The 16276-nt window shown below is 69.9% G+C and carries 11 protein-coding genes; 5 read left to right on the top strand and 6 right to left on the bottom strand.

What is annotated here, in order from left to right; all coding sequences use genetic code 11:
* Positions 1 to 24 precede the first annotated feature (24 nt).
* Positions 25 to 2946, bottom strand: coding sequence for a glycoside hydrolase family 48 protein (locus SAVERM_RS09785; protein ID WP_010983294.1), 2922 nt, complete (start codon positions 2944 to 2946; stop codon positions 25 to 27).
* Between the two features lie 264 nt (positions 2947 to 3210).
* On the opposite strand from SAVERM_RS09785, the gene SAVERM_RS09780 reads away from it, so the two are divergent.
* The 4 genes from SAVERM_RS09780 to SAVERM_RS09765 all read left to right on the top strand — a co-directional run bounded on the left by SAVERM_RS09780 (position 3211) and on the right by SAVERM_RS09765 (position 8385).
* Positions 3211 to 4689, top strand: a complete 1479-nt coding sequence (locus SAVERM_RS09780) for a cellulase family glycosylhydrolase (protein WP_010983293.1) — start codon at positions 3211 to 3213, stop codon at positions 4687 to 4689.
* A gap of 13 nt (positions 4690 to 4702) precedes the next feature.
* Positions 4703 to 6412 carry a glycoside hydrolase family 6 protein gene (locus SAVERM_RS09775; protein WP_010983292.1) on the top strand — a complete coding sequence of 570 codons (1710 nt, stop codon included), beginning with the start codon at positions 4703 to 4705 and terminating at the stop codon, positions 6410 to 6412.
* Between the two features lie 216 nt (positions 6413 to 6628).
* Complete coding sequence (locus SAVERM_RS09770) at positions 6629 to 7507, top strand: class I SAM-dependent methyltransferase (protein WP_010983291.1); 879 nt, start codon at positions 6629 to 6631, stop codon at positions 7505 to 7507.
* Positions 7508 to 7683: 176 nt separating this feature from the next.
* Complete coding sequence (locus tag SAVERM_RS09765; protein ID WP_010983290.1) at positions 7684 to 8385, top strand: SDR family oxidoreductase; 702 nt, start codon at positions 7684 to 7686, stop codon at positions 8383 to 8385.
* A gap of 77 nt (positions 8386 to 8462) precedes the next feature.
* Here SAVERM_RS09765 and SAVERM_RS09760 read toward each other — a convergent pair whose 3' ends face one another.
* The 4 genes from SAVERM_RS09760 to SAVERM_RS09745 all read right to left on the bottom strand — a co-directional run bounded on the left by SAVERM_RS09760 (position 8463) and on the right by SAVERM_RS09745 (position 14178).
* The gene (locus SAVERM_RS09760; RefSeq protein WP_010983289.1) at positions 8463 to 9164 is read right to left on the bottom strand and encodes a glycoside hydrolase family 75 protein; all 702 of its coding nucleotides are present in this window, start codon (positions 9162 to 9164) and stop codon (positions 8463 to 8465) included.
* A gap of 303 nt (positions 9165 to 9467) precedes the next feature.
* On the bottom strand, positions 9468 to 10304 hold the full coding sequence (locus tag SAVERM_RS09755) for an aldo/keto reductase (RefSeq protein WP_010983288.1): 837 nt from the start codon (positions 10302 to 10304) through the stop codon (positions 9468 to 9470).
* A 223-nt stretch (positions 10305 to 10527) separates the two neighbouring features.
* On the bottom strand, positions 10528 to 12354 hold the full coding sequence (locus tag SAVERM_RS09750; protein ID WP_010983287.1) for an AMP-dependent synthetase/ligase: 1827 nt from the start codon (positions 12352 to 12354) through the stop codon (positions 10528 to 10530).
* A 339-nt stretch (positions 12355 to 12693) separates the two neighbouring features.
* Positions 12694 to 14178, bottom strand: coding sequence for an MFS transporter (locus SAVERM_RS09745; protein WP_010983286.1), 1485 nt, complete (start codon positions 14176 to 14178; stop codon positions 12694 to 12696).
* A gap of 114 nt (positions 14179 to 14292) precedes the next feature.
* Here SAVERM_RS09745 and SAVERM_RS09740 point away from each other — a divergent pair, with 114 nt between their 5' ends.
* Positions 14293 to 15270 (top strand): AsnC family transcriptional regulator, encoded by a 978-nt coding sequence (locus SAVERM_RS09740; protein ID WP_010983285.1) that lies wholly within the window; start codon positions 14293 to 14295, stop codon positions 15268 to 15270.
* Positions 15271 to 15290: 20 nt separating this feature from the next.
* Here SAVERM_RS09740 and SAVERM_RS09735 read toward each other — a convergent pair whose 3' ends face one another.
* Positions 15291 to 16160 (bottom strand): LysR substrate-binding domain-containing protein, encoded by an 870-nt coding sequence (locus SAVERM_RS09735; RefSeq protein WP_010983284.1) that lies wholly within the window; start codon positions 16158 to 16160, stop codon positions 15291 to 15293.
* Positions 16161 to 16276: the final 116 nt, after the last annotated feature.

Raw genomic sequence — 16276 nt, 5'->3', positions numbered from 1 at the left:
CCGGTACACGGAGCCTTGCGGGGACTATTCGAGGAGCTCCGCGTACGAACCCATGGCGAGCGCGATGTCCGCCTGGGCCCAGAATCGGTGGTACGTGAACGTGGGCGCGGCGCCGCCCGCGAGGTAGCTCTCGATCTTCGACCAGGCCGGGTCGTTCTTGTAGAAGGAGCGGAGCGAGGTGAAGGTCGAGGAGGAGTTGACCGCGTCGCCGTTCGGCATCTTGCCGGTCCAGCCGCTCGGGACGTACACGCTGTCGTCGAAGCGGTTGTAGTCGGTGCGGGTCTCCGGGACGGCGACGCCGAGGCTGTCCTGGTAGTTGTTCCACATGCCGTCGAGCAGTGCCTTCGCCGTTGTCTTCGCCGCCGTGCTGCCGGACCTCGCGGCGTAGTACGTCAGGGTCTTGGCATAGGCCGCGGCCACCCCCACGTCATCGGTGTAGTCGGCGACGGTGACATGAAGTCCCGTGTTGGCGCCGGGACTTGACGCGTTCCAGGTGTCGGGCGAGCCGGACCACTGGAGCGTCGAGGGGATGCGGTAGGTGCCGTCCGGGTTGATCGTGGTCTTGGACAGCGCCCAGCCGACCCACTTGTCGAGGACCGCCTTCGCGTTCGCGTTCCCCGTCTGCTGGTAGTACTCGGCCACCCGCTCCATGGACCACGCCTGGAAGCCGAACCACTGGTTGGACGGCGGGTCGTGGTACACCGGCTGCTGGTCGTAGTACATGCCGTAGAAGGTCGGCGTCCCGGTGGGCGGGGTCGCGTACCGGCCCGCCCAGCTGTTGGTCGCCCCGCCCGCGATGGCACCCTCGCTCGACTGGAGCCAGCGGTAGAACTCCAGCTGCCGGTCGAGCGACTTCGCCCAGTCCGCCTGCCCTGTCGCCGACTTGGGCTTCAGGTCGGCGTACGAGCTGAGCGCGTACGCGGCGAGCGGGTTCTGGTAGCCGCCGTGGGTGTGACTGGAGCCGATGCGCCAGGCCCAGCCCGCCGAGGTGTCGGTGGCGCCGCCCCATGCGTAGTACCAGGACATCAGGTAGTGGGAGGCGTCCTTGCCGGTGCCCGCGGCGCAGGTCGAAGGCCCGACACAGTTCCCTATCTTCTTGAAGTACTTGTCGTACATGGCGTAGCGCAGATAGTCGCCCATCTTCGCGGCCTTGCCGACGGTCCCCGACACATCACCGCCCTTGCCCTGGGCCTTGGCCCAGACGTCGGCCCAGTACGCGGCCTGCACGGCACGCGCGTCGGCGTCGGGTGCGTCGGTGTACTTCCACTGCTTGGCGTACGAGGAGTCCCCGGTGAAGAGGTCCAGGTACCCGTTCGTGCCGCCGTACTTGAAGGCGTCACAGGTCGGCTGCGGGACCGTCTCCCAGACGGACTCCTGCGCACCGCGCTGGAAGGTGTTGATGTACGACGGTCCGGTGGCGGTCGGGCCCGCCTCGCACTTGCCGGGCTCGTTGCCGTAGCCGTAGACGTTGTCGACGTCCTGGAGCCAGTGCATGCCGTACACGTCGTCCGTGCCGTACGCGCTCTTCAGCTCACTGGCGATCGGATCCGAGCCGGCCGGGACGCCGGGCTCCAGCTTCGCCGGGTACTCGCCCGGAGTGTCCAGCTCGGGCGCGTACGTCGCCGGCTTCGAGGCGTTGTAGAAGGAGTTGGTCGGCTGGTCGGCGTGGGTCGGGATCATGTACTTCTCCATGAGATCCCAGGCACCGTTGAACTTCGACCAGTCGCCCGTCACCTTGCCGTACATCGCCTGGAGCCACAGGAGGTAGCTGTATGCCTCCGAGGTCGTCTCGTGGCCCTGGTCCGGCGCCTCGACGATCAGCGTCTCCACCGAGTGGTAGGGGATGCCTTCGGGGGAGAAGTAGCCGTTCGCCGGGTTGGTGATCTTGCCGTAGAGATCCAGGAAGCGGGCGTCGTACGCCTTCGACCCGGCCAGTTCCGTGACCGTGACCGTGGCCTTGGTGTGGCCGGTCGCCAAGGCCGTGAAGGTGGCCGAACCGGTGCCGGAGGCGTCGGCGGTGATGGTCACCGTCTGCGCCGTGTTCCAGTTGGCCGGCGTGAAGGTGAGCGACGATCCACCGGTGACGGACAGGCCGGTGTTTCCGTCCGTACGCGTCACACCGACGGTGACGTTCGCGCTCGGCTGTGTCGACAGCTTCACGGCGAATGTCCCCGACTTGCCCTGCTGGACGCCCAGTTGGGTCGGTGAGGCCACCACGGCGGGACCCGAGGCGACCGTGATGCCGACCGGAGTGGACTCCGCCGACGCGCCCAGGCTGTCGTACGCCTTCGCGATCAGCGAGTGACCGCCCACGCTCAGGCCGGCGGCCGACAGCGTGTAGGGCGAGCTGGTGTCCGTACCCAGCAGCGTCGTGTCGTCGTAGAACTCGATTTTGCTGATCGTCGCGTTGTCGGCGGCGGCCGCGGTGGCGACGAGCGGGACCGCGTCGCCCTGCGTGTAGACGGCGCCGGCGGTGGGGCTGGTCAGCACGGTGACCGGCGGCTGGTGGGCGCCGGCGCAGGTGGTGCCGTTGACCGCGAAGCCCGTGGGGGAGGTGTTGGTGCCGCTGTACGAGAACTGCGCCCCGGTGTTGACGGCGGCTCCGGCGGCGATCGTCCCGTTGTAGGACGCGTTCTTCACGGTGATCGACTTGCCGGACTGCGACCAGGTACCGCTCCAGCCACCGGTGAGCGTCTGGTTGCCGGTGTAGGCGTACGTCAGGGTCCAGCCGTTGATCGGGTCCGTGCCCCGGTTGGTGACGGTCACGTCCGTGGTGAAGCCGGAGCCCCAGTCGTTCGTCTTGTAGTCGACGCTGCACTGGAGCGCCGCGGCCTGCGCGGACGGCGCGGAGATTCCGGTTGCCAGGGTCGTCACGGGCAGGGCCAGGGCCGCGACCACGGCGGTCCACAACCGCCGCACGGTGCGGCGTCTCCTTCTGGATGCCATGTGCTGGTTCCTCCTTGCGGCTCGGAAACGGGGGGAGGAGCAACAAGCCTTGAACCAGTGGGAGCGCTCCCATATTGGAGAGGGGGGTGGGAGGGGTCAAGGTGCTTGAAGAGTCGAAAAGATTCGATCAGCGCAACTGCGAGAAACCTGGTGACTCCTCTGTTCTTCGCCGTCACTTGGCGCTACCTTCCCCAGCACCAGTGGGAGCGATTCCATCAGTCGACGCGCCTGTCCACGGCGCGCCCGAGCTGTGAGGAGTCGCTCATGCGACATCCCCCTCGTTCAGCACTTCTTCTTGTCGCCGGCGCGGTCGCCCTCATCGGGAGCGCGGTCGTGCCGGTCGTCACGGCGTCGGGAGCCACGACGCCCGCGTGCACGGTGGAGTACGCCGTCACCAGCCAGTGGGACGCCGGCTTCCAGGGCGGCGTGAAGATCACCAACAACATGGCCGCCCTGAGCAGTTGGCGTCTCACGTTCGACTTCGCCGGCGGGCAGAAGGTCACCCAGGGCTGGAACGCCAAGTGGTCCCAGTCCGGTACCACCGTGACCGCGGCCAACGAGAGCTACAACGGCTCGCTGGGCTCCGGTGCGAGTGTCAGCGCCGGGTTCCTCGCCTCGTGGTCGGGGAGCAACGCCGTACCGACGTCGTTCAAGCTCAACGGGACGACGTGCAATGTGGAGGCGGAACCGTCGCCTTCACCGTCACCGTCGGACCCGCCGGCGACGGGTGCGGCGCCGAAACTGCACGTATCCGGGAACAAGCTCGTGGACGCCGACGGCAAGACGCGCCGGCTGCTCGGCGTCAACCGTTCCGGCGGCGAGTTCATGTGTGTCCAGGGCTACGGCATCTTCGACGGGCCGGTCGACGACGCCGCCGTCAAGGCGATCGCCGACTGGAAGGCCAACACCGTCCGCATTCCGCTGAACGAGGAGTGCTGGCTCGGCCTGTCCAACATCAAGCCGGAGTACGGCGGCGCCAACTACATCGCGGCCGTCAAGGACCTGGTGGCCAGGGTGGAGGCGCACGGCATGACGCCGGTCGTCGAACTGCACTGGACGTACGGCCAGTACACCGGCAACTCCGCCGGCTGTTCGGACGTGCACGCCACCTGCCAGAAGCCGATGCCGGACGCCCAGTACACGCCGTCCTTCTGGGCCTCGGTGGCGAGCACCTTCAAGGACGACGCGGCGGTCGCGTTCGACCTGTTCAACGAGCCCTACCCGGACCGCGCCACCTCCACGACCACCCAGGCGTGGCAGTGCTGGCGGGACGGCGGGACCTGCCCCGGCATCACCTACGAGGTGGCCGGCATGCAGGACCTGGTCGACGCGGTGCGCGGCACCGGCGCCAAGAACCTGATCCTGGCGGGCGGGCTCGCGTACTCGAACGACCTGAGCCAGTGGCTGACGTACAAGCCCACCGATGCCACGGGCAATCTCGTCGCCGCGTACCACGTCTACAACTTCAATACCTGCGCCAGTGAGACGTGCTGGAACTCGACGCTCGCCCCGGTGGCCGCCCAAGTCCCGCTGGTGGCCGGGGAGATCGGCGAGAACACCTGCTCCCACTCCTTCATCGACACCGTCATGAAGTGGTTCGACGACCGGGGCCTCTCCTACCTCGGCTGGACCTGGAACACCTGGGACTGCTCCTCCGGTCCCTCCCTGATCTCCAACTACGACGGCACTCCCACGTCGTTCGGTATCGGACTGCGCGACCACCTGCGCGCCCTCAACGGATAGGACACCCGCACTCATGAGCCGTACCAGAACAGCGATACTCGCTGCCTTGGCGCTGGTCGCCGGGGCCTCGGGGACCGCGGTCGCCGCGGTCGCCCCGGAACCCGGCATCGCCGCCGTCCCCTGCACCGTCGACTACAAGGTGCAGAACCAGTGGGACACCGGTTTCACCACCGCCGTCACGGTCACCAACAACGGGGCCGCCAAGTCCTCCTGGGCCGTGAAATGGTCGTACGCCGGAAACCAGAAGGTCACCAGCGGCTGGAACGCCAGGATCAGCCAGAGCGGCACAGCCGTCACCGCCGCCAATGAGAGCTACAACGGGGCGCTGGCGAGCGGCGGTTCGGTCAGCTTCGGCTTCAACGCCTCGTACAGCGGCACCAACGCACTGCCGACCGCCTTCACGCTCGACGGCGTGACCTGCAACGTCGACGACGGCGGCGGAGGCGGGGGCGGCACGGACCCGGACCCGTCCGGCAAGGTCGACAACCCCTACGCAGGCGCCAAGGTGTACGTGAACCCGGAGTGGTCCGCGAAGGCCGCGGCCGAGACCGGCGGCAGCCGCATCTCCAGCCAGCCCACCGGCGTCTGGCTCGACCGCATCGCCGCGATCAACGGCGTGAACGGCGGCATGGGCCTGCGCGCCCACCTCGACGCGGCCCTCGCCCAGAAGGGCAGCGGCGAAGAGGTCGTCCAACTGGTCGTCTACGACCTGCCCGGCCGTGACTGCGCGGCCCTCGCCTCCAACGGCGAACTCGGCCCGACGGAGATCGACAAGTACAAGACGCAGTTCATCGACCCGATCGCGGCGATCCTCGCGGACAGCAAGTACGCGGGTCTGCGGATCGTCACGACCATCGAGATCGACTCACTGCCGAACCTCGTCACCAACACCGGCAGCCGCGCCACCGCCACGCCCGCGTGCGACACGATGCTCGCCAACGGCAACTATGTGAAGGGCGTCGGCTACGCGCTGAACAAGCTCGGCGCGATCCCGAACGTCTACAACTACCTCGACGCCGGACACCACGGCTGGATCGGCTGGGACGACAACTTCGCCCCGTCCGCCACCCTGTTCAAGCAGGCGGCGACGAGTGAGGGCGCGACGGTCGACGACGTGCACGGCTTCATCACCAACACGGCGAACTACAGCGCCCTGAAGGAGAACAACTTCACCATCAACGACTCGGTGAACGGCACCTCCGTCCGCCAGTCCAAGTGGGTCGACTGGAACCGCTACGTCGACGAGCTGTCCTTCGCCCAGGCCTTCCGCACCCAGCTCGTCTCGGTCGGCTTCAACTCCGGCATCGGCATGCTGATCGACACCTCCAGGAACGGCTGGGGCGGCACCGCACGGCCCACCGGTCCCGGCGCGACGACCAGCGTCGACACGTACGTCAACGGCGGCCGCTACGACCGCCGTATCCACGTCGGCAACTGGTGCAACCAGTCCGGTGCCGGTCTCGGTGAGCGCCCGCAGGCCGCACCGGCCACCGGGATCGACGCGTACGTGTGGATGAAGCCCCCGGGTGAGTCCGACGGCTCCAGCTCGGCCATCGCGAACGACGAGGGCAAGGGATTCGACCGGATGTGCGACCCGACGTACACGGGCAACGCCCGCAACGGCAACAGCATGTCGGGCGCCCTGCCGAACGCCCCGCTGTCGGGGCACTGGTTCTCGGCGCAGTTCCAGGAACTCATGAAGAACGCGTACCCGGCGCTGTGACGCGCCGTTAGGCCGGGTCCGCCGGGGGCTCGTCGAGTCCCCGGCGGACCCGGCCCTCGGCGACGCGCGGCGGAAAGGCACCCTCGATCCGCACGAACCCGTCCTCGAGGAAGCGTTCCACCCTGCCACACCACTTTGCTGTTCACGCAAAACGATTGGCCGTTTCGGGAAGTGGCGGCGCACGCTTGCCGCACCCCGAACGAGAGGCTCGGAACCATGGCACACCACCACGACCACCCACAGCACGACCACACGGAGATCGACTTCGCCGAGTGGCTTCCCCTGCTGGAGCAGGAGGCCGAACTGTTCACCCCGCTGTACGCCCGGGCGGCGGCCTGGCTGCGGGAGCGGCAGCCCGAGCCCGAGCTGATCGTGGACGCCGGCAGTGGCCCCGGTGTCATCTCCTGCCTCCTCGCGGACACCTTCCCGCGGGCGCGGGTCGTCGCCGTGGACGGCGCGGAACCCCTCCTGGAACGGGCCCGAGCCCGTGCGGACCGGCTCGGAGTAGCCGACCGCTTCACCACCGTGCAGGCCGAACTCGCCGACGGACTCGGCAACGTGGAGTATCCCGCCGACCTGCTGTGGGCCAGCAGGTCCCTGCACCACGTCGGTGACCAGCGAGCCGCCCTCTCGGGATTCGCGCGGGGGCTGGCTCCCGGCGGCATGCTCGCCCTTCTGGAAGGTGGCCTGCCCGCGCGCTTCCTCCCGCGCGACATCGGAATCGGCCGGCCCGCCCTGCAGTCCCGTCTGGACGCGGTGCAGGAGGAGTGGTTCACCGAGATGCGGGCCGCGCTTCCCGGAGCGGTGACCGAGACCGAGGACTGGCCCGCCCTGCTGACGGCCGTCGGTCTGCGTCACATCGCGACCCGCACGTTCCTCCTCGACCTCCCCGCCCCGGTGTCGGAGGAGGCCCGCGCCTTCGTCGTCACCTCCCTCACCCACCGCCGGGACAAGCTCGCCGACGGCCTCGACGCGGATGACCTCGCCACCCTCGACCGGCTCCTCGACCCCGGCGACAAGGCGAGCCTGCACCACCGCCCGGACGTCTTCCTGCTCACGGCACACACCGTGTACGTCGCGGTGAAGGCCGGGTAGCCCTCGTCCGCGCAGCCGTCGTCCGTAGCCCTCCACCCGGGCGCAGTGGAACACCCCTCCGCCCGACGTGCCCTGTCAGCCCACCTGCTGAGCCCTTGGCCACGACTTCGGTCTTGACTTCGAGAGCGCTCCAAGTGATGGACTCCCCGCGTTCACCGGAAACATAGGGGGTAACCATGACCGACTCTCCTGTCGCGCTCATCACCGGCGGCGGAAGCGGAATCGGGGCCGCGGTGGCGCGGCGGCTGCTCGACGCGGGACACCGGGTGACCGTCACCGGCCGCGGCGAGGAGCGGCTGCGCGGATTCGCCGAGGAACTCGGGCGTCCCGAGGGCTTGTTGACGGTGGCGGGGAACGCGGCCGAGTACGAACACGTACAGGCCGCGGTCGAGGCGACGCTCAAGGAGTTCGGGCGGCTCGACACCGTCGTCGCCAACGCCGGCTTCGCCACCCACGACACCGTCGCGGAGGGCGACCCGGCCGGCTGGTCCGAGATGGTGCTGACCAATGTGCTGGGGCCCGCGCTGCTGATCAGGGCCTCCGTCGACGCCCTGAAGGAGACGCGTGGCCGGATCGTGCTGGTCGGCAGTGTGGCGGGCCACGTCAACACCCCCGGCAACATCTACGGGGCCACGAAGTGGGCCGTGACCGGTCTCGCCGAGAACACCCGACGCCAGGTCACCGAGTTCGGGGTGGGGGTGACGCTGATCTCGCCCGGACGCGTGGAGACGCCGTTCTGGGACAGCTATGGCAGCCTGCCGCCAGGGCAGCTGCTGACGGCGGACCAGCTTGCCGAGTCGATCGTCTGGGCGATCGGGCAGCCGAGCGGTGTCGATGTGAACACCGTGGTCGTCCGGCCGATCGGCCAGCCCGTCTGACCTCCCGGCGCGGCCCCCGCACCGCGGCGAAGCGCGCGGTGCGGGGGCCGCTTCGGTCTCCGGCTTCCCTGTCCGGCTCAGTTGTTCTGGAGGAACTGCTTCGCCAGTGAGTCACCCAGCGACACGGCGGCGCTGTGGCTCTCGATGGGCGAGACCTGCGAGTTCTTGAACAGGATGTACGTCACGCCGGAGTCGGTGCCGCCCGTCTCCGGGTCGGGGTCGATGCCGAGGGCCTGCGCGGTGGCGTACGAGGCCTCGCCGATGATCTTCGTGGGGCCGGTGTCGCCGACGACCGCGTACTCGACCTTGTTGTTGTAGATGACGGCGACCACGCCGCCGCCCTTGATGCCGGCGCTCGCGTAGTTCCAGATGCTGCTGGAGCTGGGCACGACCACGTACGGGAGCGAGTCGGCGCGCAGCGGCTTGCCGTCGGACTGGTGGAACGCCGTGTCGTCCTGGAACCACGGGTCGGTGGTGCCGTTGCACTTGCCGGTGACCTGGCCGTCGCAGTCGATGTCCATGTCGGCCTTCCAGAACACCGCGCCGTTCTTGCCGCACACGGGGATCGTGGCCGATGTCTCGTCGTCGGTCTTGTACTTGCCGTTCGATATCTGCGAACAGGACGTCACCTTGGCGAGCAGGGAGGCCGCGCTGACCGAGCCCTCCTGTGCCGAGGCGGGGGCCTTGGTGCCGGACGGGGAGGCGGTGGCCGGAAGTGCGGCGGTGGCGAGGAGCGCGGCGCCGGCGGCCGCGGCGAGGGTCAGTGTTCGAGTGCGCACTGTGGGGGACCCTTCTGTTAGGAAAGTTTCCTTACCATGTTGCGCACAATGTGGCCCTGCTTGCATGACCGCGTCAAGGCCTTCCGCGGACTTGGTCCGGTCCAGGGGGAAGCCGATGGGGAGCGCCGGTACGAGGCGCGGGAGCCGTGAGGGAGCCGTGGGGGAGCCGTCGGGTAGGCCGTCCGGGGGAGCGGGGCGCGAAGCGCGGGGTGGCGCCGGGGAAGCGTCGGGGCCCGGACACCTTTCCGGTGTCCGGGCCCCGACGGGTTTTCTCGCGCGTGTTCCGGCGCGTGTTCCGGCAGGTCAGCCCATGTCGAACGTCGCCGGGTCGGGACCCAGGCGGCGGTCCTCGTTGAGCGCGCTGATCGCCGCGATGTCCTCGTCGTCCAGGCTGAAGTCGAAGACCTCGATGTTCTCCTTGATCCGGGACGGAGTCACGGACTTGGGGATCACGATGTTGCCGAGCTGGATGTGCCAGCGCAGCACGACCTGGGCCGGGGTGCGTTCGTGCTTCCGGGCGATCGCGACGATCGCCGGGACCTCCAGGAGGCCCTTGCCCGAGCCGAGCGGCGACCAGGCCTCGGTCGCGATGCCGTGCTCCGCGTGGAACTCGCGCGCGGCGTGCTGCTGAAGGTGCGGGTGCAGCTCGATCTGGTTGACCGCCGGGATGACCGACGTCGCGTCGATGAGCGTCCTGAGGTGCTCGGGGAGGAAGTTGGAGACGCCGATCGCCTTCGCGCGGCCGTCGGCGTAGATCTTCTCGAACGCCTTGTACGTCTCGACGAACTGGCCCCGGGTCGGCAGCGGCCAGTGGATCAGATACAGGTCGATGTAATCCAGGCCGAGCTTCTCCAGCGACACGTCGAAGGCGCGCAGCGTGGAGTCGTAGCCCTGGTCGCTGTTCCAGAGCTTGGTGGTGACGAAGAGGTCGGCGCGGGGGATGCCGGCGGTCGCGATCGCCTTGCCGGTGCCCTCTTCGTTGCCGTAGATCGCCGCTGTGTCGATGCTGCGGTACCCGGCCTCCAGCGCGGTGGCGACGGCACGCTCCGCCTCGTCGTCCGGCACCTGCCAGACGCCGAAGCCCAGCTGGGGCATCTCGACGCCGTTGTTCAGGGTGATCGGGGGGACCTTGGTGCTCACGAGCTCTCGATCCTTACAGTCGTCGGGTGGTACTCCCATCGTCAACGATCACGGGCGGTGATGCATTCCTGACCGGTGGATTCGTCGTGAATCCCCTGCGGATTCCGTGTGGTCCCGCCGGAGATTGGCCGGAAATGGATCAACGGAGGCGCGGCGGACGGCTCGGACAAGATCTTCCGGGTGAGCATCGGACAGCGGCGACGGACGGGCGCCGTGCCGGGGGTCAGGCCCGGTACAGCGCCTCCACCTCGGTCGCGTACGCGTTCTCGATCGCCTTGCGCTTCAGCTTCAGGGACGGCGTGAGCAGGCCGTGCTCCTCGGTGAACTGGTGGGCCAGTATCCGGAACGTGCGGATCGACTCGGCCTGCGAGACGAGCGTGTTCGCGGCGACCACCGCCCGCCGCACCTCCGTCTCCAGCTCGGCGTCCCGGACCAGCTCGGCCGGGGTCAGCTGTGGTTTGTCGTGCATCTGGAGCCAGTGCTCGACGGCCTCCGAGTCGAGCGTGACGAGCGCGGCGATGTACGGGCGGTCGTTGCCGACGACGATGCACTGCGCGACCAGCGGATGGTCGCGCACCCGCTCCTCCAGGACCCCCGGCGAGACGCTCTTCCCGCCGGACGTCACCAGGATCTCCTTCTTGCGCCCGGTGATGGTGAGGTAGCCGTCCTCGTCGAGCGAGCCGAGATCACCGGTGGCCAGCCAGCCGTCGTGCAGCGTCGCGTCCGTGGCCTTGGGGTCGTTGAGATAGCCCTGGAAGACGTTGCCACCGTTCAGCCAGATCTCGCCATCGTCCGCGATGTGCACGGTGGTGCCCGGAATCGCCTGGCCGACCGTGCCGAACCGGGTGCGCTCCGGCGGGTTCGCGGTCGCGGCCGCGGTGGACTCCGTGAGGCCATACCCCTCGTAGATGTACACGCCGGCGCCCGCGAAGAACAGGCCGAGCCGGCGGTCCATCGCCGAGCCGCCGGACATCGCGTGCCGCACCCGGCCGCCCATCGCGGCCCGGATCTTGGCGTAGACGAGCTTGTCGAAGACCTGGTGCTGCATCCGCAGGGCCGCCGACGGACCGGGTCCGATGCCCCAGGCTTTCGCCTCCACGGCGTCCGCGTACTTGACCGCGGCCTCCACGGCCTTCTCGAACGCGCCCGACCTGCCCTCCCTCTCGGCTTTGCGGCGGGCCGCGTTGAAGACCTTCTCGAAGATGTACGGTACGGCCAGGAAGAACGTCGGCTTGAACGCGGCCAGGTCCGGCAGCAGCGCCGCGGCGTTGAGCTGCGGCTGGTGGCCGAACTTGACCCGGCCGCGGACCGCGGCGATCTGCACCATCCGCCCGAAGACGTGCGCCAGCGGCAGGAACAGCAGCGTGGCCGCCTCGTCGCCGCGCTTGGAGTGGAACACCGGCTCCCAGCGCTCGATGACCGTGTCCGCCTCGAACATGAAGTTCGCGTGGGAGATGACACAGCCCTTGGGGCGTCCCGTGGTGCCGGACGTGTAGATGATGGTCGCGACCGACTCGGGCGTGACCGCGCGCCGGTGCCGGTGCACCACCTCGTCCTCGAGGTGCGCGCCCGACTCGTACAGCTCCTGCACGGCGCCCACGTCGAGCTGCCACAGCCGGTGCAGCTGGGGCAGCCGGTCGATGACCGTCGCGATGGTCATCGCGTGGTCCTCGTGCTCCACCATCGCGGCCGACACCTGGGCGTCGTGCAGCATCCAGAAGACCTGCTCGGCCGACGAGGTGGGGTAGACCGGCACCACCTGGGCGCCGATCGTCCAGAGCGCGAAATCGAAAAGCGTCCACTCGTAGCGCGTCCGGCACATGATCGCGACCCGGTCCCCGAACCGGATCCCCTGCGCCAGCAGGCCCTTGGCCAGGGCGAGGACCTCGTCGCGGAACTCCGCGGCGGTCACGTCACGCCAGGTGCCCTGCTCGTCCTTGCGGCCGAGAGCGACGTGCAGCGGATCCTCCAGGGCATGGTCGAAGACAACGTCGGCCAGGCCGCCCACCGGCGGCGCCGACGCCAACGGAGGGTTGGTGAACTCGCGCAATCCCGCTCCTTGTGGCGCTCCGCACAGCGCCGTGAAAGCTACCCCACCGGACTGCCGGGCGGGAGGGGTGACCGAACGACGGAGGGTCACGGTGTATGCACTGGTCACGCGGGAAAATCCTCCCACAAGGGGAGAGACGGTGCAGAACCACCTACGGTTCCGTAGGTTTCCCGGTCGTAATCTCCACGGAATCTGCGCGACCCGATTACGGTGCACCGCGCATCGGATACCGAACGCGGAGGCCCCGTTTCCTCGCCCTCCTGCCGTCGGACCGCTCATGCTCCCTCACTGCCGGGGCCGGTCCCGGCCCCGGTGGCGCCGGGACCGGCCCCGCCGCCGTCACCCGCGGTGCGCCGCGACCTCCTGTGCCGGCGCCCCGGCCGCATCCGGCGCGGGACGCGGTGTCCGCACCAGCACCAGCACCAGCGCACCGGCGGCCGTCGCCGTCACTCCGGCGGCCACCGAGGCCGCGTCGAGGCCGGAGGCGAACGCGGCCCGCAGCGCGTGTTCGGAGAGCGTCCCGCGCAGGGCTCCCGCGCCACCGCCCGCCAGCGTGTGCGCCGCGTCCCGCGGCAACGCGTTCTGCATGCGCGAGGTGAGGACCGTGCCGAAGACGGCGATGCCGAGCGCGTAGCCGAGCTGGCGGAAGGTGTTGACCGCGCCGCCCGCCATGCCCGCCCGCTCCAGCGGGACGGCGGCGAGCGCGGCGCCCGCGATGCCGGGCGCGACCAGGCCCGTACCGACGCCGACCAGGATCAGACCCGGTATCAGCGCCGTCGCCGTCGCACCCGCGTCGAGCACCGCCTGGCAGAACAGACCGGAGCCGATCAGCAGCAGTCCGCCGCCGATGGTGAGCCGGGACGGCACCCCGTGCAGCAGCCGGCCGCCGACCGCGGCCACCACGAACGAGGCGGCCGACAGCCACAGGAACACCAGACCGCCCCGCACCGGGCTCATCCCGAGCAGCGTCTGGAGCCAGATCGACAGATACGGCATCACACCGAACGCCGCCGCGTTGAAGGCGAGCGCCCCCACCATCACGCCCAGGAACGCGGGCTTGCGGAACAACGACAGGTCGAGGAGCGGATCGGCGGTGCGCCGCTCGATCAGCACGAAGCAGCCCAGCGCCCCGGCCGCCGCCGCGAACGACACGAGTGTGCCCGCCTCGGCCCACCCCTCGGACCCTGCCCGCACCGCCCCGTACGTCAGCGCGCCCGCGAAGCCCGCGAACGCCACCGTGCCCGCCCAGTCGATGCGCCGCCCCCGCGGCCCCCGCGACTCCGGCACCACGCGCAGCGTCAGCCAGACCGCCACGACGCTCACCGGCAGGTTCACGAAGAAGATCCAGCGCCAGCCGGGCCCGTCGGTGAGCAGCCCGCCGAGCACGGGACCGACGGCGGCCGCCGCCCCGCTCACCGCACCCCACACGCCGAGTGCCGCCGACCGCCGCCGACCCTGGTAGACGGAGCCCAGCAGCGGCAGCGTCGTCGCGAACATCGCGGCCGCCCCGATTCCCTGCACCCCGCGCGCGGCGACCAGCATCCCCGGCCCCGAGGCCAGCCCGCACAGCAGTGACGCCACCGCGAACAGCACGACGCCCGCCACATGCACCCGCCGCCGCCCCAGCACATCGGCCGCGGCCCCCAGCCCGAGCAGCAGCGCGGCCAGGGCCAGCGCGTAACCGTCCATCACCCACTGCAGATCGCTGAGCGAGGCATGCAGCGCCCGCGCCATGTCGGGCAGCGCCACGACGGCGATCGTCACGTCCAGCAGCAGCATGAACGTCCCCAGACACACCGCGGTGAGCGGCCCCCATGTACGCATGATCCTCAACTCCCTGTGTCACGGATGCGTATGCGGTCCGTACGATGAGGGAGACCCGGACGATCGACACGGTCATCGGGCTCATCCCGCTGGATTTCGACACTGGAGTGCCCCTTGGAGAGGGAATCCGACGCGTTCGACGCATTGGATCTGCAACTGCTGGCGGCGCTGGAGCTGGCCGGCCGGGCGCCCTTCAGCCGGATCGCGGCCGTGCTCGGCGTCTCGGACCAGACCGTCGCGCGCCGCTACCGGGGACTGACCGCCGAGGCGGGCCTGCGGGTCGTGGCCGTCCGGGACGCGGAGCGCCTCGGCCAGGACCAGTGGATGCTGCGGCTGCGCTGCACCCCCGACAGCTCCGGGGCCATCGCGGAAGCCCTGGCCAAACGACCCGACACCGGCTGGATCGGACTGGCGTCGGGCGGCACCGAGGTGGCCTGCATGAGCCGCCCGCGCAGCCGGGGCGACCAGGACGACCTGCTGCTCGGCAAGCTGCCCCGCACACCCAGCATCGTGGAGATCCGCGCCCAGCAGCTGCTGCACCGGTTCTACGGCGGCCCGACGGGCTGGATCGGGAAGTTCTCCGCACTGACGGACGACCAGATCGCCGCGCTGCGCCCCGAGGTTCCGGCCGCGTCCGGGCCCGCCCGGATCGCCCCGGAGGACGAACCCCTGGTCGCCGCACTCGAACGGGACGGCCGGGCCACCTACCCCGAGCTCCAGCGGGCCACCGGCCGCTCCGAGTCCGCCGTCAAGCGCAGCCTCGCCGCACTGCTGGCCTCCGGCGCCGTCTACATCGACATCGAGTACCACTCCGAGATCCTCGGCTACTCCCTCGCGGCCCTCCTGTGGATCACCACCTCGCCCGGCGCGCTGCACTCGGTCGGCGAGGCCCTCGCCACCCACGACGAGATCGCCTACGCCTCGGCGACCGCCGGCCCCTCCAACATCGTCGCGACCGCCGTGGTGCGGGACACAGGGGCCCTCTACGCCTACCTGAGCGGCCGCCTCGGCCACCTCGAAGGGGTCCAGCACGTCGAGACGACACCGTTCATGCGCCGGGTCAAACAGCTGACGTACCGGATGCCGGGCTAGGGCAGGTCCGGCCCGGCCGGCTACGTCCGCCCGCGGTGCAACCGGTCGCCGCCCGCCAGGATCGCCGCCGCCAACGCTTCCGCCGCGCCCTGGGTGGGGCCCCGCCGGCGCCCGTGCACCAGGACGAAGTCCACCTCGCCCAGCTCCGGCAGCCCCGCCCGTTCAGGGACACGGACCAGGCCCGGCGGGACCAGGCCCCGGGAGTGGGCCATCACACCGAGACCCGCGCGGGCCGCCGCGATCAGGCCGTTCAGGCTGCCGCTGGTGCAGACGACGCGCCAGGACCGGCCCTGCTTCTCCAGGGCCTCGAGGGCGAGGGCGCGGGTGATGCCCGGCGGCGGGTAGACGATCAGCGGGACCGGGCGGTCGGGGTCCAGGCGGAGCCGCTCCGCGCCGATCCACACCAGCCGGTCGTGCCGGACGAGCTCCCCGCGCGGGTCCTGCGGCCGGCGCTTGGCGAGCACCAGGTCGAGCTTGCCCGCCGCGAGCTGTTCGTGCAGCGTGCCCGACAGCTCGACCGTCAGCTCCAGGTCCACCTCCGGATGGTCGTACCGGAAGCCCTCCAGGATCTCCGGCAGCCGGGTCAGCACGAAGTCCTCCGACGCGCCGAACCGCAGCCGCCCGCGCAGCCGCGTGCCCGTGAAGAACGCCGTGGCCTGCTCGTGCACCTCCAGGATCCGGCGGGCGAAACCGAGCATCGCCTCGCCGTCCTCCGTCAGCTCCACCGAGTGGGTGTCGCGCGAGAAGAGCTGCCGTCCGGCCGTGTCCTCCAGCCGGCGCACGTGCTGGCTCACCGTCGACTGACGCAGCCCGAGCCGGCGCGCGGCCTGCGTGAAGCTCAGCGTCTGCGCCACCGCGAGGAACGTCCGCAGCTGTGAAGGGTCGTACATCCCGCGACGTTATCGCGGAACGTGATGACAGTCAGAGTGGTATGCCGGATTCCCGATCGCGGGTCCGGGGAGGACGATGGAGAGGGCACGTCCGGTGTCCGGAAAACGACGTACAG

Origin of the sequence: Streptomyces avermitilis MA-4680 = NBRC 14893, assembly GCF_000009765.2 — a bacterium.
Classification (GTDB): Bacteria; Actinomycetota; Actinomycetes; order Streptomycetales; family Streptomycetaceae; genus Streptomyces; species Streptomyces avermitilis.
Note: the sequence above shows the minus strand (reverse complement) of the source record. Positions and strands in the feature narration are given on the sequence as shown.

Excerpts from the sequence above, each read along its gene's own strand:
- SAVERM_RS09785 (WP_010983294.1), bottom strand. The coding sequence starts at position 2,946 with ATGGCATCCAGAAGGAGACGCCGCACCGTGCGGCGGTTGTGGACCGCC.
- SAVERM_RS09780 (WP_010983293.1), top strand. The coding sequence starts at position 3,211 with ATGCGACATCCCCCTCGTTCAGCACTTCTTCTTGTCGCCGGCGCGGTC.
- SAVERM_RS09775 (WP_010983292.1), top strand. The coding sequence starts at position 4,703 with ATGAGCCGTACCAGAACAGCGATACTCGCTGCCTTGGCGCTGGTCGCC.
- SAVERM_RS09770 (WP_010983291.1), top strand. The coding sequence starts at position 6,629 with ATGGCACACCACCACGACCACCCACAGCACGACCACACGGAGATCGAC.
- SAVERM_RS09765 (WP_010983290.1), top strand. The coding sequence starts at position 7,684 with ATGACCGACTCTCCTGTCGCGCTCATCACCGGCGGCGGAAGCGGAATC.
- SAVERM_RS09745 (WP_010983286.1), bottom strand. The coding sequence starts at position 14,178 with ATGCGTACATGGGGGCCGCTCACCGCGGTGTGTCTGGGGACGTTCATG.
- SAVERM_RS09735 (WP_010983284.1), bottom strand. The coding sequence starts at position 16,160 with ATGTACGACCCTTCACAGCTGCGGACGTTCCTCGCGGTGGCGCAGACG.